This is a genomic window from Mesoterricola sp. JemC181 (assembly GCF_055384585.1).
Window position 1 is genome coordinate 1,736,748 of the sequence record NZ_AP045076.1, and the last position, 24,056, is coordinate 1,760,803.

The 24,056-nt window shown below is 68.4% G+C and carries 23 protein-coding genes and 1 pseudogene; 15 read left to right on the forward strand and 9 right to left on the reverse strand.

The genetic code is table 11. The annotated features are described in order from the left end of the window. Positions 1 to 25: 25 nt before the first annotated feature. Positions 26 to 535, reverse strand: coding sequence for a Fur family transcriptional regulator (locus ACZ5MC_RS07580; RefSeq protein WP_306599711.1), 510 nt, complete (start codon positions 533 to 535; stop codon positions 26 to 28). A gap of 214 nt (positions 536 to 749) precedes the next feature. Between ACZ5MC_RS07580 and ACZ5MC_RS07585 the strand changes: the two genes are divergently transcribed. Next, positions 750 to 1,205, forward strand: coding sequence for a hypothetical protein (locus ACZ5MC_RS07585; RefSeq protein ID WP_306599712.1), 456 nt, complete (start codon positions 750 to 752; stop codon positions 1,203 to 1,205). Between the two features lie 3 nt (positions 1,206 to 1,208). Then, positions 1,209 to 1,703 (forward strand): DUF421 domain-containing protein, encoded by a 495-nt coding sequence (locus ACZ5MC_RS07590; protein ID WP_464517421.1) that lies wholly within the window; start codon positions 1,209 to 1,211, stop codon positions 1,701 to 1,703. A gap of 80 nt (positions 1,704 to 1,783) precedes the next feature. Here the strand turns inward: ACZ5MC_RS07590 and secF are convergent, their stop codons facing one another. The 4 genes from secF to tgt form a co-directional block, all read right to left on the reverse strand. Next, entirely contained in the window at positions 1,784 to 2,950 is a 1,167-nt protein-coding gene (secF, locus tag ACZ5MC_RS07595; RefSeq protein ID WP_306599714.1) for a protein translocase subunit SecF, read from the reverse strand. A 49-nt stretch (positions 2,951 to 2,999) separates the two neighbouring features. Further along, positions 3,000 to 4,631, reverse strand: coding sequence for a protein translocase subunit SecD (secD, locus tag ACZ5MC_RS07600; protein ID WP_306599715.1), 1,632 nt, complete (start codon positions 4,629 to 4,631; stop codon positions 3,000 to 3,002). A 67-nt stretch (positions 4,632 to 4,698) separates the two neighbouring features. Continuing rightward, positions 4,699 to 5,007: a preprotein translocase subunit YajC gene (yajC, locus tag ACZ5MC_RS07605; RefSeq protein ID WP_306599716.1), complete on the reverse strand. Its 309-nt coding sequence runs from the start codon at positions 5,005 to 5,007 to the stop codon at positions 4,699 to 4,701. Continuing rightward, entirely contained in the window at positions 5,008 to 6,141 is a 1,134-nt protein-coding gene (tgt, locus tag ACZ5MC_RS07610) for a tRNA guanosine(34) transglycosylase Tgt (RefSeq protein WP_306599717.1), read from the reverse strand. Between the two features lie 268 nt (positions 6,142 to 6,409). On the opposite strand from tgt, the gene ACZ5MC_RS07615 reads away from it, so the two are divergent. From ACZ5MC_RS07615 to ACZ5MC_RS07630, 4 genes are all read left to right on the forward strand, one after another. Next, complete coding sequence (locus ACZ5MC_RS07615) at positions 6,410 to 7,219, forward strand: energy transducer TonB (RefSeq protein ID WP_306599718.1); 810 nt, start codon at positions 6,410 to 6,412, stop codon at positions 7,217 to 7,219. Between the two features lie 237 nt (positions 7,220 to 7,456). Beyond that, positions 7,457 to 8,188 (forward strand): MotA/TolQ/ExbB proton channel family protein, encoded by a 732-nt coding sequence (locus ACZ5MC_RS07620; RefSeq protein ID WP_306599719.1) that lies wholly within the window; start codon positions 7,457 to 7,459, stop codon positions 8,186 to 8,188. A 137-nt stretch (positions 8,189 to 8,325) separates the two neighbouring features. Next, the gene (locus ACZ5MC_RS07625) at positions 8,326 to 8,757 is read left to right on the forward strand and encodes an ExbD/TolR family protein (RefSeq protein ID WP_373432538.1); all 432 of its coding nucleotides are present in this window, start codon (positions 8,326 to 8,328) and stop codon (positions 8,755 to 8,757) included. After that, complete coding sequence (locus ACZ5MC_RS07630) at positions 8,757 to 9,251, forward strand: ExbD/TolR family protein (RefSeq protein WP_306599721.1); 495 nt, start codon at positions 8,757 to 8,759, stop codon at positions 9,249 to 9,251. Before ACZ5MC_RS07625 ends, ACZ5MC_RS07630 begins: the two co-directional genes overlap by 1 nt. A 48-nt stretch (positions 9,252 to 9,299) precedes the next feature. Here the strand turns inward: ACZ5MC_RS07630 and ACZ5MC_RS07635 are convergent, their stop codons facing one another. From ACZ5MC_RS07635 to ACZ5MC_RS07650, 4 genes and pseudogenes are all read right to left on the reverse strand, one after another. After that, complete coding sequence (locus ACZ5MC_RS07635) at positions 9,300 to 9,515, reverse strand: hypothetical protein (protein ID WP_306599722.1); 216 nt, start codon at positions 9,513 to 9,515, stop codon at positions 9,300 to 9,302. A gap of 114 nt (positions 9,516 to 9,629) precedes the next feature. Further along, positions 9,630 to 10,898 carry a DUF512 domain-containing protein gene (locus ACZ5MC_RS07640; protein ID WP_373432589.1) on the reverse strand — a complete coding sequence of 423 codons (1,269 nt, stop codon included), beginning with the start codon at positions 10,896 to 10,898 and terminating at the stop codon, positions 9,630 to 9,632. Between the two features lie 57 nt (positions 10,899 to 10,955). Continuing rightward, positions 10,956 to 11,123: pseudogene (locus ACZ5MC_RS07645) on the reverse strand (PDZ domain-containing protein); the annotation flags it as partial. Positions 11,124 to 11,141: 18 nt separating this feature from the next. Next, positions 11,142 to 12,686, reverse strand: a complete 1,545-nt coding sequence (locus ACZ5MC_RS07650) for an aldehyde dehydrogenase family protein (protein ID WP_306599723.1) — start codon at positions 12,684 to 12,686, stop codon at positions 11,142 to 11,144. Between the two features lie 400 nt (positions 12,687 to 13,086). Here ACZ5MC_RS07650 and ACZ5MC_RS07655 point away from each other — a divergent pair, with 400 nt between their 5' ends. From ACZ5MC_RS07655 to ACZ5MC_RS07695, 9 genes are all read left to right on the forward strand, one after another. Beyond that, the gene (locus tag ACZ5MC_RS07655) at positions 13,087 to 13,548 is read left to right on the forward strand and encodes an Rrf2 family transcriptional regulator (protein ID WP_464517422.1); all 462 of its coding nucleotides are present in this window, start codon (positions 13,087 to 13,089) and stop codon (positions 13,546 to 13,548) included. Between the two features lie 35 nt (positions 13,549 to 13,583). Further along, the gene (locus ACZ5MC_RS07660) at positions 13,584 to 14,213 is read left to right on the forward strand and encodes a class I SAM-dependent methyltransferase (protein ID WP_464517423.1); all 630 of its coding nucleotides are present in this window, start codon (positions 13,584 to 13,586) and stop codon (positions 14,211 to 14,213) included. Between the two features lie 184 nt (positions 14,214 to 14,397). Beyond that, the gene (locus ACZ5MC_RS07665; protein WP_464517424.1) at positions 14,398 to 16,113 is read left to right on the forward strand and encodes a DUF885 domain-containing protein; all 1,716 of its coding nucleotides are present in this window, start codon (positions 14,398 to 14,400) and stop codon (positions 16,111 to 16,113) included. Positions 16,114 to 16,161: 48 nt separating this feature from the next. Then, entirely contained in the window at positions 16,162 to 17,394 is a 1,233-nt protein-coding gene (locus tag ACZ5MC_RS07670) for an SEL1-like repeat protein (protein WP_306599727.1), read from the forward strand. Between the two features lie 126 nt (positions 17,395 to 17,520). Continuing rightward, positions 17,521 to 21,210 (forward strand): ATP-binding protein, encoded by a 3,690-nt coding sequence (locus ACZ5MC_RS07675; protein WP_464517425.1) that lies wholly within the window; start codon positions 17,521 to 17,523, stop codon positions 21,208 to 21,210. A gap of 9 nt (positions 21,211 to 21,219) precedes the next feature. Continuing rightward, entirely contained in the window at positions 21,220 to 21,783 is a 564-nt protein-coding gene (locus ACZ5MC_RS07680) for an anthranilate synthase component II (RefSeq protein ID WP_464517426.1), read from the forward strand. Then, complete coding sequence (locus ACZ5MC_RS07685) at positions 21,761 to 23,017, forward strand: chorismate-binding protein (RefSeq protein WP_464517427.1); 1,257 nt, start codon at positions 21,761 to 21,763, stop codon at positions 23,015 to 23,017. Before ACZ5MC_RS07680 ends, ACZ5MC_RS07685 begins: the two co-directional genes overlap by 23 nt. Then, positions 23,002 to 23,718, forward strand: coding sequence for an aminotransferase class IV (locus ACZ5MC_RS07690; protein ID WP_464517428.1), 717 nt, complete (start codon positions 23,002 to 23,004; stop codon positions 23,716 to 23,718). Before ACZ5MC_RS07685 ends, ACZ5MC_RS07690 begins: the two co-directional genes overlap by 16 nt. 11 nt (positions 23,719 to 23,729) lie before the next feature. Next, on the forward strand, positions 23,730 to 24,020 hold the full coding sequence (locus ACZ5MC_RS07695; protein ID WP_306599732.1) for a DUF2164 domain-containing protein: 291 nt from the start codon (positions 23,730 to 23,732) through the stop codon (positions 24,018 to 24,020). Positions 24,021 to 24,056: the final 36 nt, after the last annotated feature.

Below are 24,056 nucleotides of genomic sequence, written 5' to 3' on the forward strand. Positions count from 1 at the left end.
GGGCCCTATTATTCTGCACGATTCCCTAGGTATGGATCTGCGCGACCTTCGTGCGGATGGCGTTCTCGTCCGTCTTGTCCACGCAGTCGATGCACAGGCCGAAGATCTGCAGGCTGTGATGCAGGGGCTTGAACTTCCGCTCCTGGCAGATGGCGTCCTGGAGCGTCTCCAGGTCGGCGCGGTAGAACTCGAAGACCTTGTTGCAGGCCAGGCAGATCAGGTGATCATGATGCTCATTCTCATGCGCCGCTTCGTAGTTGGCGTGGCTCGAGCCCAGGCTGCTCTTGCGCACGAGACCGCATTGCACCAGGAGATCCAAGGTGCGGTACACGGTGGCGCGGCTGATATCGCGTCCCAGTGTCTTGAGTTCCGCGTGGAGTTCCTCGGCATCGAAGTGGCTGTCCTTGCGGAAGATGGTCGCGAGGATCTCCATCCGCTCGCCCGTCAGTTTGAGCTTCTTGCTCCGGAGATAGGCCTCGAAACGATGGGCTTCCGTGGAAGGAGCTCGGGTGGGCAGCGTCTGGTTAGGGGACATGGATACTCCCAGAGTGGAAAAGTCGTTAAAGGGATCAAAAAGAATTCCCCCTCATTCATAATACAGATTAAATTGAAATCACCCCCGTTTTAAAGGAGTGTGTATGCCTTTGATACACATCAAATCCAACCCCCTTTCAAAAGAACAGAAAAAGAGAATCGGCGACCGAATCATCGAGGCGTTCCACGGTGAGGGCATCCCGCCGAGCTCCGTCGTGGTGCTTTTTGGACGCGAGGAAGCCGATATATTGCTAGACGGAGGGTTACTATTCGAGGTCAACGGCGCGAAGCAGGAAGTCCCGGCCCCCAGGCCGGCCCCCGCGCCCCCCGCGCCGATGGTGTTCGAGAAGGACATCCTTCCTGATTTCAAGAACAAGCTCAGGCGGTCCAAGGGCGAGCTGCTGGCCCTCAAGGCCCAGCTCATCAAGACCCTCCAGCTCCAGGGGGCCCTGAGCAGCTTCCAGGCCCAGGAGGAACTGGGACTCAAGACCTGCGACTGGGCACCGGCGACGCTCAGGCGGTTTTTTTCTGAGTTGGAGGACGAGGGCGTCATCCTCAAGCAGGGCCAGAAGCGGGGCACCCGCTATGTGTGGAAGGGCATGTCCAGCCAGCCCGTCCACGGGTCCCCCCGCCTCGTGAAGCGGGGCGATGACGAGCCCGCCGGGAACTGATCCATGACCGCCCTGCCCGTGGGCGTGAGCCTCTGGAAGCTCGGCCAGCCCTGGTGGGAGTTCGCCCTCCGGGCCGTCCTGGTCTACGGCTTCCTCCTGGTGATCCTCCGTCTCACCGGCAAGCGCCAGGTGGGCCAGCTCTCGCCCTTCGACCTGGTGCTGCTCCTGATCCTGTCCAACGCCGTGCAGAACAGCATGAACGCCGGCGACAACACGGTGGCCGCGGGGTTCATCCTGGCCGGGACCCTGGTGGGGCTCAATTCCCTGGTGAGCTGGCTCACCTACCGCAGCAAGAAGGTGCAGAGGTTCGTGGAAGGCAACCCGCTGGTGCTCGTGCACAACGGGAAGATCCTCCAGTCCGTCCTGGATTCGGAGGAGGTCACGCAGCACGAGCTGATGGCCGCCCTGCGCGCCACGGGCCTGAGCAGCCTGGAGGAGGTCCACGTGGCCATCCTGGAGACCAACGGGCACATCAGCGTGATACCCAAGCCGACCTGAACCCGCTCTCGGCCGAGGTTCGCCGTGAAAAGAGAAACCGGCCGGACCCTTTCGGATCCGGCCGGCAACGTCAGGGCGGGCTAGGCGTGCTGCTTGAGCTTTTCCTTGCCGCCGAACTGGTGGTCCAGGAAGACGACTACGGGGGACGCGATGAAGATCGACGAGTAGGTGCCCGTGATCACGCCCACGACCAGGGGGAACGCCAGGTCGCGCAGGGCGTGGCCGCCCCAGACGAAGAGGCACACCGCGACGAAGAGCACGGACATGGACGTGAGGATGGTGCGGCTCAGGGTCTGGTTGATGGAGTCGTCCACCAGCTTGACGATGTCCACGCGGCGGTACTCGGGCTTGTGGCTGTTCTCGCGGATGCGGTCGAAGACCACGATCGTGTCGGCCATGGAGTAGCCGATGAGGATCAGGAAGCTCGCCACCACCGGCACCGAGAACTCGAACCCGAACAGGACGAACAGGCCCAGGGCCATGAGGACGTCGTGGATCAGGGCCACGATGCCGCCCACCGAGAAGCTCAGGGTGAACCGGAAGAGGACGTAGACGAGGATGGCCACCAGGGCCCAGCCCACGGCCGACAGCGTCTTCCAGGTCCACTCGCCGGAGATCGAGGGCGAGAAGCTCTCGTTCTTCAGGATGGTCAGGTTGCCCAGGCGGTAGTCCTTCTCCAGGCTGGCCCGCAGGGACCCCGGAAGGTCGGAGGGGAGCTGGTTGTAGTCGGACATGGGGCTTGCCTTCTCGCGGGCCTTGATGACCTTGTCCACCCAGGGCTCGTAGGCCAGGCGCAGCGCGGTCTCGTCGCCCTGGACGCCCAGAGGGTTGGCCTTCATCCAGGTGTCGACGATGGCGCCGACGCTCTCGGTGTTCAGGTCCAGGCGGTGGTCGCTGGCGGCCTTGGCGTCCAGGCTCTTCAGGGCGTCGGTGATCTGCTTGATCTGCGAGGTGGAGTCCTTCTCGTCCTGGCCCTTCCTGGCCTTGACCTTGATGGAGAACATGGCCACGCCGGGCTTGTCCTGGTAGGCCACCACGGCGGCCTGCTGGACGCCGCCGGCATAGAGGGCGTTGCGCACGTCCTCCTGGTGGACGTTGCCCTTGAAGGCCACCATCATGTCGATGCCGCCGGTGAACTGCATGCCGAGCTTGACGTGGGCGTCGGCGCCCTTCCAGGGGTGGATCCACAGGAGGCACGCGAGGATCACGCCCCAGGAGAGGATCAGGGCGACCTTCGAATACTTCATGAAGGGAATGTGGGGGAGATGCTCGAATATTTTCATCTGGGCGGGCCTGTTAGATGGAGAGGGTCCTGGTGCCGGGGTGGCGTTCCAGGATCCAGTCGTAGATGAACCGGCTGATGTAGATGCTGGTGAACAGGGAGGCCGTGACGCCCACCGTCAGGGTCACGGCGAAGCCCTTGACGGGGCCCGTGCCGAAGATGAACAGGAGGATGGCCGACACCAGCTGGGTGACGTGGCTGTCCACGATGGTCCAGAACACCCGGTCGAAGCCGGTCTGGATCGCGCCCGCCACGGACTTGCCGTTGCCCAGTTCCTCGCGGATGCGCTCGAAGATCAGGATGTTCGCGTCCACCGCCATGCCGACGGTGAGGGCGAAGCCGGCGATGCCGGGCAGGGTGATGACCGCGTGGAAGGAGCCCATGAGGCCCAGCATCACGATGATGTTCACCGTGAGGGCCACCACGGCGTTCACGCCCGACCACCTGTAGTAGAAGACCATGAAGCCGATGACCGTGAGGAAGCCGATGAGCGCGCCCCGCACGCCCGAGGCGATGGAGTCGGCGCCCAGGCTCGGGCCCATGGCCCGCTCCTCAAGGAACTTCATGCTGGCGCGCATGGCGCCGCTCTTGAGCTTGAGGGCGAAGTCGTCGGCCTCCTCCTTGGAGAACTGGCCGGTGATGCGCACGGCGCCGCCGGGGATCTTCTCCTTGCACCAGAGCACGCTCACGACCTTGCGGTCCAGCACCACGGCGATGCGGCGGTTCTCTTCCGAGGCGATGCCCGAGAGGTTGTAGAAGTCGTCGGCGCCCTTCTTGTTCAGGACGTAGCTGATCTCGTACTGGTCGGTCTGGGAGTTGACGGTGGGGTCGGCCTTGGTGATGTCGGCGCCGTCCACGTAGACCTTCTCCTCCACCAGGACCCAGGAGCGGATGGGGTCGGGCTGGCCGGCGGCGGGGGCCTGGAAGGCCTTGCCTTCGCGGCGGGCCTCGCGCTCGGAGAGGGGCAGGGGCAGGAGCTCGGTGCCGGGGGGGAGGTGGCCGGCGAAGTGGCCCATGGCCTCCTCGCGGGTGCGCCAGCCGATGCCGTTGGTGGTGTCCTGCTTGGCCACCAGGCGCTGCTCGAGCCGGCCCGGGGTGGTGAGCAGGCCCTTGATGCGCTCGCGTTCCGCGTCGCCCACGCCCGGGAGCTCGACGACGATGCGGTTGCCCTCGGCGCCGGTGGGGGTGATCTCCGGCTCGGCCACGCCGAACTGGTTGATGCGGTTCTCGATGATCTGCTGGGCGCGCTTGTTGGCGTCGTCCTTGAGGCTCTTCTGGTAGCCGGCCTTCTGGCTCAGGGTCAGGGTGTCGCCGGAGAAGGCGGCGTCGTAGCCGCTGAAGCCGTTGAGGATCTTCTGGGCCTCGGCCTGGCGGTCCGCGGGGACGCCCTCGGCCTTGACGGTCATGCCCTCCAGGTGGGCCACGGCCTCGGGGAAGCCCTTCTCGTGGAGCCGGTCCAGAAGGCGGTCCCGGGTGTCACGCAGGTCGGCCTCGAGGGCCTCGTGCCCCTGGACCTCGAGTTCGAAGTGCACGCCGCCCTTCAGGTCAAGGCCCAGTCGGACCTTGGAGAGGGGGACGAAGAAGTACGCGCAGGCGCCGCAGATCAGGGTGGTGAAGATCAGGCGCCAGAGGCTCCGCTTGGTCACGAATGGGCTCCGACGAAGGGAGAGCGGGAACGCGAATCCCCGCCCTCGGCAAGACAAAGATCAGGGATCAGTTCTGTTCGGGAGCAGGTTCCGCCGCCAGGGACGCCACCGCGGTGCGGCGGGCCTTGACGATGGAGCTGCCCAGCTTGAGGTAGATGTTCTTGTCCTCGACGCGGTCGATGACGGCGTAGAAGCCCGAGGTCAGCAGGACCTCGTCGCCGGCCTTGAGCTTGGAGAGGCGTTCCTCCATCTGCTTGCGGGCCTTGCTCTGGGGGCGGATGAGGAGGAAGTAGAAGAGCAGGGCCATGCCCCCGAAGAGGATGATGGGACCGAAGGGGGATCCCTGCTGGGCTTGCTGGAGAAGGGCGAAATTCATTCAAGGCTCCTCTTGGTTCCAATTTTCCCTGGTGCGGCTGGCGAATTCCGGGAACCGTTCCTCCTGGAGGGCCTGCCGCGCGGCTCGAGTCAGCCCAACAGTGTAGCTCAGGTTGTGGATACTGTTGAGGGTGGATGCCAGCATCTCCCCGGCCCGGAAGAGGTGGTGCAGATAGGCGCGGCTAAAAGTCCTGCATGTGTAGCAGTTGCAATCGGGGTCCAGGGGGCGGTCGCTTTCGCGGTGGCGGGCGTTCTTGATCTTCACACGTCCCCGCGACGTCAGGAGGGTGCCGTGGCGCGCCTCCCGGGTGGGCAGGACGCAGTCGAAGAGGTCGACGCCGTGCTCGATGCCGAAGAGGAGATCCTCGGGCGTGCCCACGCCCATGAGGTAGCGGGGGCGGTCGGCGGGCATGAGGCGGACGAAGCCGGCCAGCAGCGCGTTCATCTCCTCCTTGGGCTCGCCCACGCTGAGCCCGCCCACGGCGAAGCCCTGGAAGGGGGTGGCGGCGTCGATGTCCAGGAGCTCCTCCAGGTGGCGGGAGCGCAGGTCCAGGTGCACGCCACCCTGGTTGATGGCGAACAGGCCCTGGCGCTCGCCCAGCGGGAAGTCCCGGCAGCGCTTCAGCCAGCGGGTGGTGCGGGCCATGGACAGCTCCAGGCCGGGCCTGTCCAGGCGCCCCGGCGGGCACTCGTCCAGGGCCATGACGATGTCCGAGCCGAGGTTGCGCTGGATCTCCATGCTGCGCTCGGGCGAGAGGAAGTGGGTGGAGCCGTCGATGTGGCTCTGGAAGGTCACGCCCTCCTCCTTGATCTTGCGCAGGGAGGCCAGGGAAAAGACCTGGAAGCCGCCGGAGTCCGTGAGGATGGGGCCGGGCCAGGCCATGAAACGGTGCAGCCCGCCCAGGTCGCGCACCAGCGCGTCCCCGGGCCGGAGCCCCAGATGATAGGTGTTGCCCAGGATCACCTGGGGGCCGATCTCGGCCAGCTGCGCGGGGGTGATCCCCTTCACGGTGCCCTGCGTGCCCACGGGCATGAAGGCCGGTGTGAGGACGGAGCCCCGGGTGGTTTCGAAGCGGCCGGACCGGGCGACGCCAGACGATGAATCTTGAATGAACCTGGAAAATGCGTGTGACATGACTGTGACAAACCCCTATGAACTGTCACGTGATTATCACGGAAAAGCCCCAGGACGGGGGTCCGTGTCACGATGTTGGAAAAAGTGTGGCAATCGTCCTAAATCCTCTGCCAATGCGGATTTCAGCTCTTGACGCCGATCGGGCAGCTTGTAATCTTAACCGCTGGGCCTGCCCCGGATCATTCGACCTTTGGTTTAGAGCCGTTTCTGTCGTCAAACGCAGATCCGGCTCCATTTTTTTCTCATTTCAGCTTTTTTCGGGAGTCGCATGAGCCAAGACCCCAAGACCAACCCTCCTCCCAACGGCGCTTCCAAGGAGACCCTGGAGGACCTCGTATACAGGTCCAGCCTGGCTACCGGGAACTCCGCCGTGCACGGCGCGAGTCCCCTGGTCACCATCCCCATGACCATCGTGTCCTACGCCATCTTCGGCGCGTGCGGATACCTGCTGGCGACCCACACGGACGCCGGCAAGAAGGTCATCAAGACCATGGGCGTGGACCTGACTGAGCAGGCCGACGCGCCGCCGCCCCCGCCGCCGCCGCCTCCGCCGGCCCCCGCGGCCCCCGCGGCCCCCGCTCCCAAGATCCAGATGAAGGAGGCGCCTCCGCCGCCCCCCATCAACCCCAATCAGGACCAGGTGCCTGAGATCGCTCCCCGGGAACTCCCCAAGCAGGACCTCACCCTGCGCTACGCCTCGAGCCAGAGCTCCGGTTCCGGCGTCCCCGGCGGCGGCGTGAGCGGCTCCGCGGGCCCCGCCACCGGCATGGCCGTGGCCGGCGCCGGCACGTCGCACGTGGTGGACTTCGACTTCAGCCAGATGAAGATCAAGTTCCAGCCCCCCGCGCCCCCCTATCCCGCCCTCGCCAAGATCGCCCGCATCCAGGGCACCGTGGTGGTGGAGATCACCGTGGGTCCCGATGGCATCCCCATCGCCGCCCACGCCGTGGAAGGCCCGGCCCAGCTCCGGCAGACCGCCGAGAACTACGCCATGGGCTGGAAGTTCGAGCCCGCCATGCTCAACGGCGTGGCGCAGACGGCGCGGTTCAAGCTGACCATGCCCTTCAGGCTGAAGTAGGGACGTGCCGAACATGTCCCGTCCCGCATGGTTGGGTGCTGGTTTCGCCATCGCCCTCGCAGCAACGCTCGTCGCCTTCGGCGGCGGCGCTTCGAAGCCCAGGGCTTCGACCCCGGCCCCAGCATCTTCACAGGCCCCCGCGCCCACGTTGGATCCCGTGATCCAGGACTCCAGAACGCACCCTTCCGCCTCTCCCGAGGCCCCCTCTCAAGCCACCTCATCCCATAAGGAATCCAAATGAGCCTGCTTGCCTCCCCCTTCGTTCTCGCCATCGCAGAAGCCGCCGAAAACGCCTTCGGTCCCAAGCAGATCTGGGAAGCCGCTTCTCCGGTGAACAAGGTCATCATCGGCATCCTGATCCTCCTCATCCTCCTCCAGATCTACACGGCCATCGAGCGCGGCATCGTCTATGCCCAGTCCAACGCCGCCTCCCGCAAGTTCCTCAAGCTCTTCATGGACACCCTGCGCCGCGGTGACTTCGAGGCCGCCAAGCGCGCCGCCACCACCCACAACAAGAGCCACATCGCCCTCGTCCTCAAGCACGGCCTGGACATCTTCCAGTACGAGAAGCAGCTCAAGGCCCTCCACGAGTCCCACGACGTGATCCAGCCCGTTGAGCGCGCCATCGCCCGCGGCACCGCCGAAGTCACCGACCTGCTCAAGAAGGGCATGCTCGGGCTGGCCACCATCGGCGCCCTGGCCCCCTTCATCGGCCTGCTCGGCACCGTCATCGGCATCATCAAGGTCTTCTCCGACCTGAAGACCAAGGGCGCCGGCGACATCAACGCCCTGGCCGGTTCCATCGGTGAGGCCCTGGGCACCACCGCCCTCGGTCTGATGGCCGCCATTCCCGCCGTGTGGATCTACAACCTCTACACCGCCCAGCAGGACAAGATGGTCACCAACATCAACAACGCCGCCTCCCAGATGATCGACGAGTTCATCCGCCGCGAGAGCCAGCAGGCCTAAGAATTAACCCCGGTCCGGGGGAGCCCTGAGAAGGATCCCCCGGACCTATCTAGGAGGTCACCATGGATGCAGGTGGTGGTGGCAAGTCTGGGGTTAAAGCGGATATCAACGTAACCCCACTTGTGGACATCGTTCTGGTGCTGCTGATCATCTTCATCGTGATCACGCCCGCCGTGAACAACGCTGTGCGGCTCCCGCTGTCCAAGCACAGTCTCAAACCCGAAACCCAGGCAGGTGCCAAGTACCTCACCCTGATCCTCCCCGCCCACCGCGACGCCAAGGGCGTCATCGATGGCCCGGCTCCGATCATGGTGGACGACAAGGACGCCAAGGACGCCAAGGGCAATGCCCTGACGTTCACCTACAAGGATGACGCCAAGAAGCAGCAGCTCATCCAGTACATCAAGCAGTCGATGATGTACCTCAGCGACCGGCGCGTGTTCATCAAGGCCGACGCCGACATTCCCTTCAAAAACGTAGATGAGCTCTTCCAGATCTGCCGTGAGGGCGGGGCCGACGAGGCCTCCATCGTCACCAGCGAGGACAAGAGCACCGGGGGGGCTAAATAATGGACGCCGGTGGCCCGAAGGGCAAAGCCAAAAGCGATATCAACGTCACGCCCCTCATCGACATCGTTCTCGTGCTTCTGATCGTGTTCATCGTGATGGTGCCCGGCCTCTCCAAGGCCCTGCCCGTCGTGGTGCCCCAGGTGGTGAAGGTCGACAGGCCCACCCCGCCCGATCCGAAGAATCCCCCTCTGGTCGTCACCATCGACCAGAACGGCGATCTCATGCTCCAGAACGACAAGATCCAGCTCGCCGAGCTGGCCGACAAGCTCTCCCCCGTGGTCCAGCTGCAGCCTTCGGGCATGCGGAAGGTCTTCCTGCGGGTGGATGAGGAGCAGGCGTACCAGTATGCCGTCAACGTCCTCGACCAGATCAAGGTCGCCAGCGACCGGGCCAAGCGGGAAACCGCCCTCCGCCCCGAGTTCGTCGGCACCGGCCTGGACGGCGGCGACGTGAAGGTGGTGGCTGCGGTCAAGAAGCGCACCCCCACCAGCTAGACGATCCCCAGGGATCGGAGGAAACGGGCCGGAATCTCCGGCCCGTTTTCATTTTTTGGAACGGAGGAGGTGGATCCGCCAGGCCAGGTAGGGGCCGATGGACTTCTGGCGCCTGGGCTTCTTGCGGCGTTCGATGGGCGCGAACAGGCGCCTGCGCCGCCGGTCCCTGCGCCGGCGGTTGCTGCCGAACACCACGGCAAGCACCAGGATCATGGCGGCCAGGGAGGCCACAATGATGAGGGCGAGGAGGGCGTCGGAGGTCATGGATCGGCCTTCATGGGGCCGTTCGGGTACGGCCCATGGGGATACGAACTGCCAAGGGGGCGGTAGCGTATTTTTTCGCCGATTCCTGCCCGGATCAAGCGGATTCGAACGAATTCAGGGGTTGTAGGCTCCCTGGGGCAGGTTCATGCCCTCGGTGTGGAACCGGTCGCTGGCGTGGAGGTGGTCCAGGAGCTGGGACAGGTTGGCACCGCTGGGCACCACCGGGACGCCCACCTCCCGCTCCAGCTCGGCCAGGGTCATGTCGTCCAGGAACTGGTTGGAGGGGGTGGGTTCGCTGCCGTCGTCCAGGGCGTACTGGTCGGTGGGGCCGGTGTGGACCCGCAGGGAGGCGCTGGGGATCACCACGGCGTCCACCCAGCGCAGGTTGCCGCCGTGGGCGTCCCGGTCGGCATGGGCGGCATAGGCCAGGTCCCGTCCGCACAGGAGCCCGGCCACCGTGACGCTCGAGCCGAAGGCGTTGTTGGGCGCCGCCACGGCCCGCAGCTCGCTGCCGCACTGGCGGTTCACCTGGGCCAGGGTGCGGTTGAGCACCGGGGCGAAGCTGCTGCCGGTGAGCACCAGCACCTTGCGGCCCTGGAAGTCCATGGCCTTGGGGGTCCGCACGAAGCGGCGGGTGTGCTCCAGGAACTTCCGGACCAGGCCCACCCCGTTTTCCAGCTGGGCCCAGGACTGGGAATAGAAGGCCCGGCCCGGCACCGGGATGTCCGCCCGGGTGAACCACTCGTCGGCCAGCAGCAGCCAGGGCTCGCCGTGGTTGGCCGCCGTATGGCGGCGCACCTCGGGAATCCAGCGCCGGGCCCACGCGGCCGCGAAGGCCGGGTCCACGTCGGGGATGGAGGGCAGGCCGTCCCGGTGGGACGTGAGCCCCACGGGGACGCAGGAGAGGCTCAGCACCCCGCCCTTGCCGGCCCAGGGCCCCTCGGTCTGGAAGGCCCGGCGCTCCCAGAGCTCCCGCACGGTCTTCTCCCACACCTCGCCGTCGTTGATGCCCGGCACCAGCACGGCCTGGGTGTGGATGTCCACGCCCCCCTCCAGGAGCCGGTCGATCTTGCGCAGGATGTTCCCCTCCCGGGGATTGCCCACCACCTTCGCCCGCACCACGGGATCCGTGGCGTGGACGCTCACGTGGATGGGGGAGAGCCGTTCGCGCACGATGCGGTCCAGCTCGGCGTCGTCGCTGGAGGAAAGCGTGCTGAAGTGGCCGTAAAGAAAGGAGAGCCGGATGTCCTCGTCCTTCAGGTACAGGGACTTCCGGTACCCCTTGGGCATCTGCAGCACGAAGCAGAAGATGCAGTTCTGCTTGCACACCTTCACCTGGTCCTGGGCCAGGTCCAGGCCGATGCCGTTCTCGCCGTTCTCCACGACGGCGGTGCCGCGGCTCCCGTCGGGCCGCTTGTAGGCGAGCCGGGTCTCGTCCCGCTGGCTGATGAGGAACTGGTAGCTGAGCTGATCCAGAACCGGTTCCCCGTTGATCTCGAGCAGGGTGTCCCCGGCCCGGAGGCCGGCCTCCCAGGCCAGGCTCTCCGGTTCGACTGAAATGACGAGGACACCCTTTTGCGCCATGGAACTCCCTTGGTTTCCCAGTCTAACCCGGGATCCAAGGGGTCAGGGCCGGGAGCATCGCTCCTTCGCCTGCTCCAGCTTGGCTTCGGTGTAGGGGAACCAATCGGGTTCGGCGTCCGTGGCGCCGTCGTCGATGACCATGCCCTTGTACTCCGTGAACAGGCGCAGGCCGATCTTCCCGTGGTAACGGTTGTGGCCGGACTGCTTGACGCCGCCGAAGGGGATGTCCCGGATGACGTAGTTGACGACCACGTCGTTGATGTCCACGGATCCGGCCCGGAGGCGGTTGGCGATCTTCTGGGCGCGGCGCATGTCGTTGGTGAAGACGTAGGCGTCCAGGCCGTAGTCGTTGTCGTTGGCCAGCTCGATCGCCTCCTCGTCATCCTTCACGGTGCAGATGGGGAGGATGGGGCCGAAGGTCTCCTCCTTCATGATCCGCATGGAGTGATCGACGTTGGTGATCACCGTGGGCTGCCAGTACCAGCCGGCCTGGATGGCCGGGAAGCCCCCCGCCACCAGCTTGGCGCCCTTGTCCAGGGCGTCGTGCAGAAGGGACCGGAGGGTGCTGATGGCTCGGTCGTTGGCCAGGGGGCCGACGTCGGAGGTGGGGTCGTCGCAGGGGCCCAGCTTCAGGACGTTCACCTTGGCGATGACCTTCTCGATGAAGGACCGGCTGATGGACTCGTGGCAGTACACCCGCTTCACCGCGGCGCACACCTGGCCGTTGTTGCAGAAGCGGCCGTACACCGTCGCGTTGGCGGCCCGCTCCAGGTTGGCGTCGGCGCAGACGATCAGCGGGTCGCTGCCCCCCAGCTCCAGGAGGCAGGGCCGCAGGAGGGGCGCCAGCCGGGACTGGAGTTCCCGGCCCACGGACGTGGAGCCCGTGAAGCACACGAAATCCACGCCGGGCGCCGTGGCCACCACCGTGCCCACCTTGCCGGGCCCGTGGACCACCTGGGCCAGCCCCGGCCACTCCGGGAAGGCCTCGGCGAAGAGCTTCTCGATGAGGTCCCCCACCAGGGGCGCCGCGGAGGTGGGCTTGAGGATCACGGCGTTGCCCGCCGCCAGGGCCGCGATGGCCGGGGAAAGGGCCAGCTCGAAGGGGAAGTTCCAGGGGGAGATGACGCACACGACGCCCCGGGGGGCGTAGCGGATGAGGGCCGTCTTGTGCCGTTCCATGCGGGGGGGCAGGTCCACCTTCTCGTCGGCCAGGTAGTTCTCGGCGTGGTGGATGTAATCGTCCAGGTCCTCCAGCACCATGCCCACGTCGAAGTGGAGGGCCTCGAGCAGGGGCTTGCCCATGCTGCGGGAGATGGTTCCGGCGATCTCCGCGGAACGGTCGGCGATGAGGGTCCGCAGCTTGCCCAGGGTGCGCGCCCGCTCCTCCCACCCGGCGAGGCCCCAGGCGTCGGCGGCGCGCCGGGCCCGCTCGACGAAGGTCGGCACCAGGGCCTCGGGGGTCTGGGGAACCGCGCCGATCATCTCGAAGGTGGCGGGGTTCACCGCCCGGGTGACCTGCTGGCGGTACGTGGGGGGTTCGGCCCGCCTTTCGATGCGGGTGCGGGGGTTGAGGGTGCGCTGTTCCATGAGGGAGTCTCCTGCCGGATTCCATGAAGTGAGCCTGAAACGGCCGTTGCCGTCATTTCCTTGTGCAAGGGTTGTGCCGCATGGACTCGGCTTGGGATTTACAGGCCTTATCTCTCCGGGCGTGCGATCAAACTGAATCTGAAAATCATATTGATGTAACTAGGGGCCTTCCACGGGCCGGGGGCACTATGAACCTCGCCTAATTGGTCCTTCTCGGAGTAGGGGGGCAGATCCTGGCCGCGCCTGGTTTTCGGGCCTGGTTCGGTATCGAATGACGTCGCAAGGTCTTTTGTCCTGCGTCGGCAAGGGTGCGCAACGTTCCAGACCCGGCTGAGGGGATTCGCGACGAATTCACTCAACGCGGTTGATACTTGGCGCATTACGTAATACAATAACTTACATGAGACGAGATGGCCGATTATCCGGAGTCCTCCACGTCCTACTCCACATGGCGCAGCGGGGTGCCCCTCTGACTTCGGAAGTCCTGGCGAAAGCACTGAACACCAATCCCGTGGTGATCCGCCAGATCATGGCTGGCCTTCGGAACGCGGGGTACGTCCGATCGGAAAAGGGACATGGCGGTGGCTGGACGCTGGCCTGCGGCCTATCGAAGGTGACGCTGCGCGATGTGTACAATGCGCTTGGCTGCCCTTCGCTACTCGCCATCGGCAACCGCACGGATGCGCCCGGCTGCCTTGTCGAACAGACCGTAAATGCCGTACTAAATAAGTCATTTCAGGATGCGGAGGCGCTGCTGCTTTCGCGCCTTGGCGAGGTGACACTCGCGGCGCTGAGCGCCGACGTTTGCAACCGCCTTGCTGCCCGTGGGGGATCACCTCATCTGGAGACGAGCCATGCCTAGACCCATTCACCACCGAAGCAAGGGCCGGGATTGACATGACTGAATTCTGGGAAACGGCTTTTACTGAGAAGCAACGGATATGGGGAAACGAGCCGACCGCCTCCGCCAACCTCGCGAGCGATTACTTCGCTCGAATGGGCATCAAGGATGTCCTTATCCCCGGGGTAGGGTACGGCAGGAACGCCAAGGGGTTCCTGGATCGCGGGATGTCCGTCACTGGGATCGAGATCTCTGACACGGCGATCTCTCTCGCCCGTTCCCATCTCGGCCTTCAGATCCCCATCCACCACGGCTCGGTAGCGGACATGCCGTACGACAGCAGGCCGTACGATGGCATCTTCTGCTATGGACTCATCCATCTCCTGGATCCAGCGGGACGTGCAAAGCTCATCCAGGACTGCTACCGACAGCTCGCGCCAGGCGGGCACATGATTTTCACCGTCATCTCGAAGAAAGCGCCGATGTATGGGCAAGGAGAAAGGCTGGGCGAGGATTGGTACGAGAGAGGACCCGGCCTGCAGATGTTTTTTTACGACACCGGTTCGGTTGAGCGGGAGTTCGGTCCGCACGGGTTGGTCGCGCTCTCCGAGATCGATGAGCTGATGCCGGGCGGTGGCTCTTTCCCGTTCATCAACGTGTTTTGCATGAAGGGCGAAATAACGTGAACATCGTGAGGCATCGGCACGTTTTCGCGAAAATCGGCGCCGGCGCTAGGTTCTTCTCCCGAACCTGACGAATCGCTGGGATGAAGGGTCGGCCCCAGATGAATTCAGTCCTCCCGGGTCTGTCGGAAATCCATGAAGACCCGTTTACTTTGGTATCCTTGGCGGCATCCCCCGGAGATGCCCCATGCGCCTTGGATCCCTGCTCACCGCCTGCGTCGCCGGCCTGGCCCTCCAGGCCGCCCCGGCCAAGGACGCCACCTTCCAGTCCCTCGCCAGGGTCATCGTCGAGGACACCCTGCGGTTCTCCCCGGAGGGCGCCACCCAGTTGGGCGATCACCGCTGGGACGACCGTATCCAGGACCTCAGCGCCCGGGGCGTCGCCGAGCAGCTCGCCTGGGCGCGGCATATGTCGGGCCTCCTCCGGGGCATCCGGCCGGAGCAGCTCTCGCCTGCCAACCGCGTGGACCGGGAGGTCCTCCTGGACACCCTCGGCGCCACGCTCCAGGACCTCGCGGAGCTGGAGGTCTGGCGCCGGAACCCGCTGATGTACAACCCCGGCGGCGCCCTGGACGGCCTTCTTTCCAGGGACTTCGCCTCCCCGGGCCGGCGGCTGGCCTCCGTGAAGGGGCGGCTGCAGGGGATCCCGGCCCTCCTGGCCGCGGCCCGGGCCAACCTGGACAATCCGCCGCGGATCTTCACCGAGACCGCCATCCAGCAGTTCCAGGGCACCCTGGGCCTGGTGCGGGACGGCGTGACCGAGGCCGCGGCCCAGGCCGGGCTGAAGGAGGACCTGGCGCCGGCCCAGGCCCAGGCGGCCCGGGCGCTGGAGGACTTCATCGCCTGGCTGAAGGCCGATCTCCTGCCGCGGTCCAACGGCGACTTCCGCATCGGCAAGGCTGCGTTCCGCAAGCGCCTTGGCACGACGCTGAGCTCCGGCCTCACGCCCGAGGCCATCCTGGTCCGGGCCGAGGCGAGCCTGAAGGCCATCCACGCCGAGATGGCGGAGGTGGCGCGGCCCCTCCACCGGGCCTGGTTCCCGGACCGGGCCGGAGCCGGCGACCGCGACGCCGTCAAGGCCGTGCTGGACCGCATCGCCGAGCGCCACCCCGACAACGCGACCATCGTCGCCCAGGCCACGCGGGACCTGGCCGAGGCCACCGACTTCGTGCGCGCCCGCGGCATCGTGACCCTCCCCACCAGCCCCGTGCGGGTCAAGGTCACCCCCGAGTACGCCCGGGGTGTCGCCGGGGCCTACTGCGAGACCCCGGGCCCCCTCGAGAAGAACGGCACCACCTTCTACTGCATCGATCCCACCCCCGCCGACTGGAGCCCCGCGCGGGCCGCGTCCTACTTCCGGGAATACAACGACGCCATGCTCAAGGACCTGACGGTCCACGAGGCCATGCCCGGGCACTACCTCCAGGGCGCCATCGCCAACCTCTACCAGGGCCCGACCCTGGTGCGCGCGGTCTTCTCCAGCGGCCTGTTCGCCGAGGGCTGGGCGGTGTACGGGGAGCAGGTCATGGCCCGGATGGGCTTCGGGGGCCCGGAGGTGCGCCTCCAGCAGCTGAAGATGCGCCTGCGGGTGACCATCAACGCCATCCTGGACCAGAAGATCCACACCGCCGGCATGACCGAGGCCCAGGCCCTGAAGCTCATGATGGACGAGGGCTTCCAGGAGGAGGGGGAGGCCGTGGGCAAGTGGAAGCGGGCCTGCCTGACCTCCACCCAGCTCAGCACCTACTTCGTGGGCGCGGCGGAGATGGACGACCTCCGCGCCGCGGCGGAGGCCCGGGCGAAGCGGGAGCGCAAGCCCTTCGATCAGAAGCTCTATCATGATCAGGTACTTGGCTTCGGGACCCTGGCCCCCAAGTTCGTGCGCCGGCTGATGGGGCTGTAGGATTTTCGGGCCGGGGATGTCAGCATAGGAAGTGCCCCCGGAGAAGCCATGAAGTTCCACCCGACCGCCCTCCCCACGGCCCTGCTTCTGGTCCTCGCCTGCTCCCGGCAGCCGCAGGACCTGAAGAAGGGGATGGAGGCCTTCCAGCGCCAGGACTACGCCGCGGCCATGGCCCTCTGGCAGCCGCTGGCGGAAAAGGGCGTCGCCCAGGCCCAGCTGTCGCTGGCGGAGATGTTCGCCCGGGGGGACGGCGTGCCCCGGAACATGGCCGAGGCCGCAAGGTGGTACCGCCTCGCCGCCGAGCAGGGCGTCCTGAAGGCCCAGGTCCAGATGGCCTGGATGTGCACCCAGGGCGAGGCCGTGAAGAAGGACCCGGCCGAGGCCGCGAGGTTCTACCGCCTCGCCGCGGACCAGGGCAGCGCCCTGGCCCAGTACAATCTGGCCGTGATGCTCGACAAGGGCGAAGGCGTGGCCCGCAACCCCGCCGATGCCCTGAAGTACTACCGCATGGCCGCGGACCAGGGGGATCCCAACGCCCAGTACCTCGCGGGCTATTTCTACGCCCGGGGCGACGGCGTCCGGAAGGACCCGGCCCAGGCCGTGGCCCTGCTCACCAAGGCCGCGGGGCAGGGGGTGGCCGGCGCCCAGTCCCTCCTGGGATGGATGTACGAGGCCGGGGAGGGCGTGGCCGCCGATCCGGCCCAGGCCGCCACCTGGTACCGCAAGGCCGCCGAGAAGGGCGACCCCTTGGCGGAAGGCCAGATGGGGGCCATGTGCGCCTCGGGCACGGGCGTCGCCAAGGATCCGGCCCAGGCCGTGAAGTGGTACCGCCTGGCCTCCGAGCACGGCAACCCCGCGGCCCAGGCAGCCCTGGGCTGGATGCTGGAGCGGGGCGAGGGCGCCGGGAAGGACCCGGCCGAGGCCCTTAAGTGGACACGCAAGGCCGCCGAGCAGGGCAATGCCGACGCCCAGTGCCACCTGGGGGCCCTCCTGGCCAAGGGCGCCGGCCTGCGCAAGGATGCCGCCGAGGCCACCCAGTGGTACCGCAAGGCCGCGGACCAGGGCCTGGCCCAGGCCCAGGCCCTCCTGGGCTCGGCCTTCCTCGTGGGCGAGGGGGTCCCCAAGAACCTCCAGGAGGCCTATGTGTGGTTCCTGCTGGCCAAGGCCGGCGGGGACGCGGCCTCGGCCCAGGTGGTGGAGCGCCTGGAGCGGGACCTTTCGCCCGAGGCGGTGGCGGAAGGGCAGAAGCGGGCTTCGGAGACCTGGAGGAAGCACTCCTAGCGCGGCTCCCAGGCGTGGAACGGCCGCCCAGGCCCTGATCCGTGGACATTGCAGGAATTCGGGATATTGTGACCTTCAACAATCCCTTGGCGTCACCTGGACGCCCTGCGGTCCCGCCGAGGTCCCATGTCCAAAGCCCCATCCCATCCGGAATCAATCCAGGCTTCCTGGCTGGTGGGCGGGGGCGAGATGGGGAAGGCCATCCGGGAGAAGGACTGGTCCCTCACCCCGCTGGGTCCCCTGGAGACCTGGCCGCCGAGCCTGCGCACGACGGTCAGCCTGGTCCTCAATTCCAACTTCCCCATCTCCCTGGCCTGGGGACCCGACCACACCCAGATCTACAACGACGGCTACTGGCCCATCTGCGGCGACAAGCACCCCGAGGCCATGGGCCAGGACTTCTCCGTGTGCTGGGCCTCGGCCTTCCCCGCCATCGGCGACGCCTTCCGCAGCGCCCTGGCCGGCACCACGGCCTTCCTGCGGGACCAGCGCATGTTCCTGGACCGCCTGGGCTTCCTGGAAGAGACCTTCTTCACGTTCTCCTTCAGCCCCATCCGGGACGAGACCGGCGCGGTGGCCGGCCTGTTCCACCCGGTCACGGAGACCACCGGCATCATGCTCGCCGAGCGCCGGGCCCGCATCCTGCGCGATATCGCCGCCCTGGACATCAAGGCCCTGTCGCTGGACGATGCCCTGGCGGCGGCCGCCGGGGCCCTGGGGGAGGCCGCCAACGACGTGCCCTTCGCCCTCTTCTACCGCGCCGGGGATGGGACCGCCACCCTGGTGGCGCGCACGGGCCTGCCGGCGGATCCGGTGGCGTGCCCGGCCCGGGTGGACCTGTCGGTGCCCGACCCGGCCTGGGGCATGGGCCGCGGCGCTCCGGGCGGAAGCCCGGCCCTGTGCCCTCCGGGCCTGCATGCGGGGCCCTACCCGGAGCCGGTCGAGGCGGCCATGGTGCATCCCATCCGCCTGGCGGGCCAGGAGCGCCCCATCGCCTACCTGGTGGCGGGGATCAGCACCCGGCTGCCGCTCAACGACGCCTACCGCTCGTTCTTCGAGCTCCTGGCCTCGGCCGTCACCTCCCTGGCGGCCAACGCCACCGCCTTCGAGGAGGAACGCCGCCGCGCCGACGCCCTGGCCGAGATCGACCGCGCCAAGACCGTGTTCTTCAGCAACGTCAGCCACGAGTTCCGCACGCCCCTCACCCTGCTGCTGGGCCCCCTGGAGGACGAACTGGCCGACCCGGCTTCGGAGCTGGCCCCGGCCGGCCGGGAACGCCTTCGCATCGCCCACCGCAACGCCCTGCGCCTCCTGAAGCTCGTCAACACCCTCCTGGATTTCGCCCGCATCGAGGCGGGCCGGCTCCAGGCCGAGTTCTCCCCCACGGACCTCGCCGCCCTCACCTCCGACCTGGCCGGCAACTTCCGCTCCGCCTGCGCCCAGGCGGGCCTGGCCCTCACCGTGGACTGCCCGCCCCTGGACAGGGCCGTGAACGTGGACCGGGACATGTGGGAGAAGATCGTCCTGAACCTGCTCTCCAACGCCTTCACGTTCACCCTGGAGGGGGGCATCGGGGTGGAGCTGAAGGAAGGGGCGGGCTGGGCCGAGCTGGTGGTCCGGGACACCGGCGCGGGCATCCCCTCGGAGGAGGTGCCCCGCGTCTTCGAGCGGTTCCACCGCGTCCGCAACACCCCCGGCCGCACCCACGAAGGCGCCGGCATCGGGCTCGCCCTGACCCGGGAGCTGGTGGCCCTCCACGGCGGAACCATCCAGGTCGAAAGCACGCCCGGCCGGGGCAGCGCGTTCACGGTGCGCATCCCCTCGGGCGCCGCGGAGGCCGCGGCCGCCCCGGTCCCGTACCGGCAGCCGGATTCGCAGGCCGCGCGCCTCTACCTCGAGGAGGCCTCCCAGTGGCTGCCCTCCGGGACGCCGGCGCCGGCGGCCCCCGGGCGCCCGCGGATCCTCCTGGCCGATGACAACGCCGACATGCGCGCTTACGTGCTGCGGCTGCTGGCGGACGACTTCGAGGTGGAGGCCGTCCCCGACGGCGCCGCCGCCCTCGCGGCGGTGAGGCGGGAGCCGCCCGTGGTGGTGCTCTCCGACATCATGATGCCCCGCCTGGACGGCTTCGGCCTGCTGCGGGAACTGCGCGCGGACGAAGCGCTGCGCACCATCCCCGTGATCCTCCTCTCGGCCCGGGCCGGCGAGGAGGAGCGCATCCGCGGCCTGGCCCTGGGCGCCGCCGACTACCTCACCAAGCCCTTCACCGCCCGGGAGCTGCGGGCCCGCGTGCGTGCCCACGTGGACCTTGCCGAACTGCGCCTCCGGGCCGGGCGGGACCGGGTGGACGTGGTCCTCAGGGAGAGCGAGCAGCGCTTCCGCAGCCTGGCCGAGGCCATGCCCCAGATCGTCTGGACCACCGACGCCGCCGGCAAGAACGACTACTTCAACCGGCAATGGGTGGACTACACCGGCATGACCATGGAGGAAAGCCATGGGGACGGCTGGAACCGGCCCTTCCATCCCGAGGATCGCCAGCGGGCCTGGGAGGCCTGGCGGCGCGCCACGGCCACCGGGGGGTCCTACGCCCTGGAGTGCCGGCTGCGGCGCGCCGACGGAGCCTACCGGTGGTGGCTGATCCGGGGCGTGCCCCAGTTCGACGCCGCCGGTGCGATCTCCAGGTGGTTCGGCACCTGCACGGACATCGAGGCCATGAAGCAGCAGGAGAAGGCCCTGCGCGAAACCCAGAAGATGGACAGCCTGGGCAGCCTGGCCGGGGGCGTGGCCCACGACATGAACAACGTGCTGGGGGCCATCCTGGCCCTGGCATCGGTGCACGGCATGGCCGCGCCGGCGGGTTCGGCCCTGGCCCGGGACATGGCCACCGTCGCCTCCGCCTGCCAGCGGGGCGGGAGCCTCGTGAGGGGCCTCCTGGGCTTCGCGAGGCAGGAACTGGCGGAGGAGCGGGACGTGGACCTGAACGCCGTGATCCGCCAGGAGGTCGAGCTCCTGGAGCGCACCACCCTCCAGAAGGTGCGCCTCGCCCTGGACCTCGAGCCGGACCTGCCCGCCATCTCGGGGGACCCGTCCGCCCTCCACCACTGCCTCATGAACCTCTTCGTGAACGCCGTGGACGCCATGCCGGAAGGGGGCACCCTGACCCTGCGCACCGCCCGCGTGGAGGGCGGCGTGCTCATGGAAGTGGCCGATACCGGCGCCGGCATGTCGCAGGCGGTCCTGGACAAGGCCCTGGAGCCGTTCTTCACCACGAAACCCCAGGGCAAGGGCACAGGCCTGGGCCTCGCCATCGTCTACGGCACCGTCAAGACCCACCAGGGGACGCTGGAGATCCAGAGCGAGCAGGGCCGAGGAACCCGCGTGTTGGTGCGGCTTCCGGCCGCCGTGGCGGGCCCGGGGGCGCCCCCGGCTTCCGGACCGGCGGAGGCACCCCCTTCCAGGCCCCTGAGGGTCCTGGTGGTCGACGACGACGAGCTGATCCTGCTTTCGGTCCCCCTGCTTCTGCGGGCCCTGGGCCACGCCGTCGCCACCGCCCAGGGCGGCGAGGATGCCCTGGCCCTGCTGGAAGCCGGAGAGCGCCCCGACGTGATCATCCTGGACATGAACATGCCCGGCGCCGACGGCGGGGTCACCCTGCCGCGCCTGCGTGGCCTCCGCCCCGGGGTGCCGGTGCTGCTGGCCACGGGCAGGGCCGACCAGGCCGCGCTCGACCTGGTGGCGGCCCACCCCGGCGTCGCCCTCCTGGCCAAGCCCTTCGACATCGCGGAACTCAGGCGCAGGCTGGCCGAGATCGGCTAGATTGTCACCATGCGCGTCCTGCTCCTGGACAACCTGGACTCCTTCACCCACAACGTGGCCCGCTGCCTCGCGGAGGCCGGGGCGTCGGTGGACGTGCGCCGGCGGGACCAGGTGACCCTGGCGGGCCTCCTGGAGGCGGACCCTGAGTTCCTGGTGCTCTCCCCCGGCCCCGGGGCGCCGGAGGCGGCCACGCTGGCCCTGGCGGCGGTGCGGGCCTTTTCCGGCCGGATCCCCATCCTCGGGGTGTGCCTGGGGCACCAGGTGCTGGCCGTGGCCCACGGCGGCCGCGTGGAGCGGGCCCCGGAACCCGTGCACGGCAAGGCCTTCCCCGTCCGCCACGACGGCCGGGGGCTCTTCCGGGGGCTCCCGGACCCCCTGGAGGCGGGGCGCTACCACAGCCTCGTGGTGACCGAGGCCCCCGGCTTCGAGATCAGCGCCCGCACCCCGGACGGCCTCGTCATGGCCATGCGCCACCGCAGCCTGCCCCTGGCCGGGGTGCAGTTCCATCCCGATTCCTTCCTCACGCCCCTGGGCCCGGAGATCTTCCGCAATGCGCTCCTGGGACATCTCTGAAACCTGGCAGGCGCGGGCCTGCGTCCTGGACGAGGCGGCGTTCTTCGAGGACCTGCCGGCCACCCCCTTCGCGTTCCTGTACGGCGAGGGCCGCTGGCTGATCCTCGGGGAGGACCCCCTGCTGGAGCTGGAGGACCTGGCCCCCGGGGAGCTGCGCTTCCACCGCCGGGGGGAGGCCCCGGAGGTGCTGCCCGACCTGGTGGCCCTGGCGGCCTACGAGCACGGCTACGCCCTGGACCCCGCCCTGCCGGCCCCGCCCCCGCACGGGGATCCCGTCCCCGACGTGCGCCTGACCCTCCACCGGAGGATGCGGGTGTACGACCGCGCCCGGGGCGTGCTCCACACCGCGGTCCGCGAAGGCGTCCCGGCCGGCCCGGCCCGGCATTCCCTGGGCCGGGGGGCCTGGCGCGCCCGGAAGACCGGGGACACCGAGGACGCGGCCTCCCACATGGCCAAGGTGGCCCGCATCCGCGAGGAGATCGCCCGCGGCAACGTGTACCAGGCGAACCTCACCCGCCAGGAGACCTGGGCCTTCGAGGGCGCCCTGGACCGGCTCGCGCGCAGGCTCCACGCCGCCAACCCGGCGCCGTACTCCGCCCTGGTGGCCGACCCGCTGTGGACCCTCGTCTCGTCGAGCCCCGAGTGCTTCCTTCGCATCGGCGGGGGCCGCCTCCTCACGCGCCCCATCAAGGGCACCGCCCCGCGCCACGCCGACCCCGCCCGGGACCTGGCCGCCGCCCGGGACCTCCTGGCCTCGGCCAAGGACCGCTCCGAGCTGGCCATGATCGTGGACCTGCTGCGCAACGACCTGGGCCGGTTCTGCGCGCCGCCCCCGGTGCGGGTGGACGCCTTCGCCCTGCTGGAGAGCTACGCCAACGTGCACCACCTGGCGGCCGACGTCTCCGGAGCGCTGCCTCCGTCCTGGACGTTCGGAGAGCTGCTGGCGGCCCTTTTCCCCGGGGGCTCCATCACGGGCTGCCCGAAGCTGGCGGCCATGGCCCTCATCCGGGAGCTGGAGCCCGCCCCGCGCCGCCTCTACACCGGGACCCTGGGCTGGCTGCGCAGCGACCTGGGGCAGGGGGAATTCGCCATCCTCATCCGCTCGGCCTGGGCCGCGGGATCCGAGCTGCGCTTCGGCGTGGGCGGCGGCGTGGTGTGGGACTCGGACCCCGCCGCGGAGTACGAGGAGACGGTGCACAAGGGAAGGAGCCTCGTCCAATGCTTACGCTCGTGACGGATACCCGCGTCGACCTGGCCGGGAGCGCCCTGCGCTTCGGGGCGGGCCTCTTCGAGACGGTCCGCGTCCAGGAGGGGCGCGCCCGGTGGCTCCCGCTGCATCTGGAGCGGCTGGCCGCGGGCTGCTCCTTCCTGGGCCTGGACGCGCCCCCGCCGGACCTGGAGGCGCGCCTCGACCTGCCCCGGGAGGGGGTCCTGCGGCTCCTGGCCGCCGACGGGCGCCTCCTGGCCTGGACCGGCCCCCTGGAGCCCGCGCCCGGCCGGGACCTGCGCATCGGCCTGAGCCGCGGGATCCTGCGGCACCCGGGCCCCCTCACCCGGTTCAAGACCACCAGCTACCTGGAGAACCACCTGCTCCAGGCCGAGGCGGGGGCCCGCGGCCTGGACGAGGTGCTGGCGCCGACGCCCGCGGGGCGCCTCAGCGACGGCGGCCGCAGCACGCTTCTGGCCCTGGTGGACGGCGCCCTCCTGACGCCCCCCCTGGAGGACGGCGCCCTGCCGGGCATCGGGCGCCGGGTGCTGCTGGACGCGGGCCTGGCGCGGGAGGCGTCCCTGGCCTGGGAGGATCTGGCCCGGGCCCGAGCCCTGGGCCTGGTGAGCGCCCTGCGGGGCCTGCGGACCGTGGCGGAGGCGGAAGGCCTGGCCTTCGCGCCGGTCCCCGGCGCCCTCCGGGAGGCCGCCGATGCCCTATCCTGGTAGCCGGAGCGAACATGGACATCAAGCTGCCCAAGGACCTGGAACAACGGCTCACCGGCTCGATCCGGCGCTACATCACCGAGAACTTCGGCGAGGACGTGGGCGACCTCAAGGCCGCGATGTTCCTCAAGTACTGCCTGGAGGAGATCGCCCCCAGCGTCTACAACCAGGCCGTCGCCGACGCCCGGACCTTCATGCAGGAGAAGCTCCAGGACCTGGAGGACGTCTGCTTCGCGCACGAGGAGGGCTACTGGACCAAGGGCTCCGGGGCCAGGGGCGTCCCGCGCAGGCCCGACCGGCGCTGAGCCCGGGAACCTGGGCCCGGGCCGCGGCATCCTGGT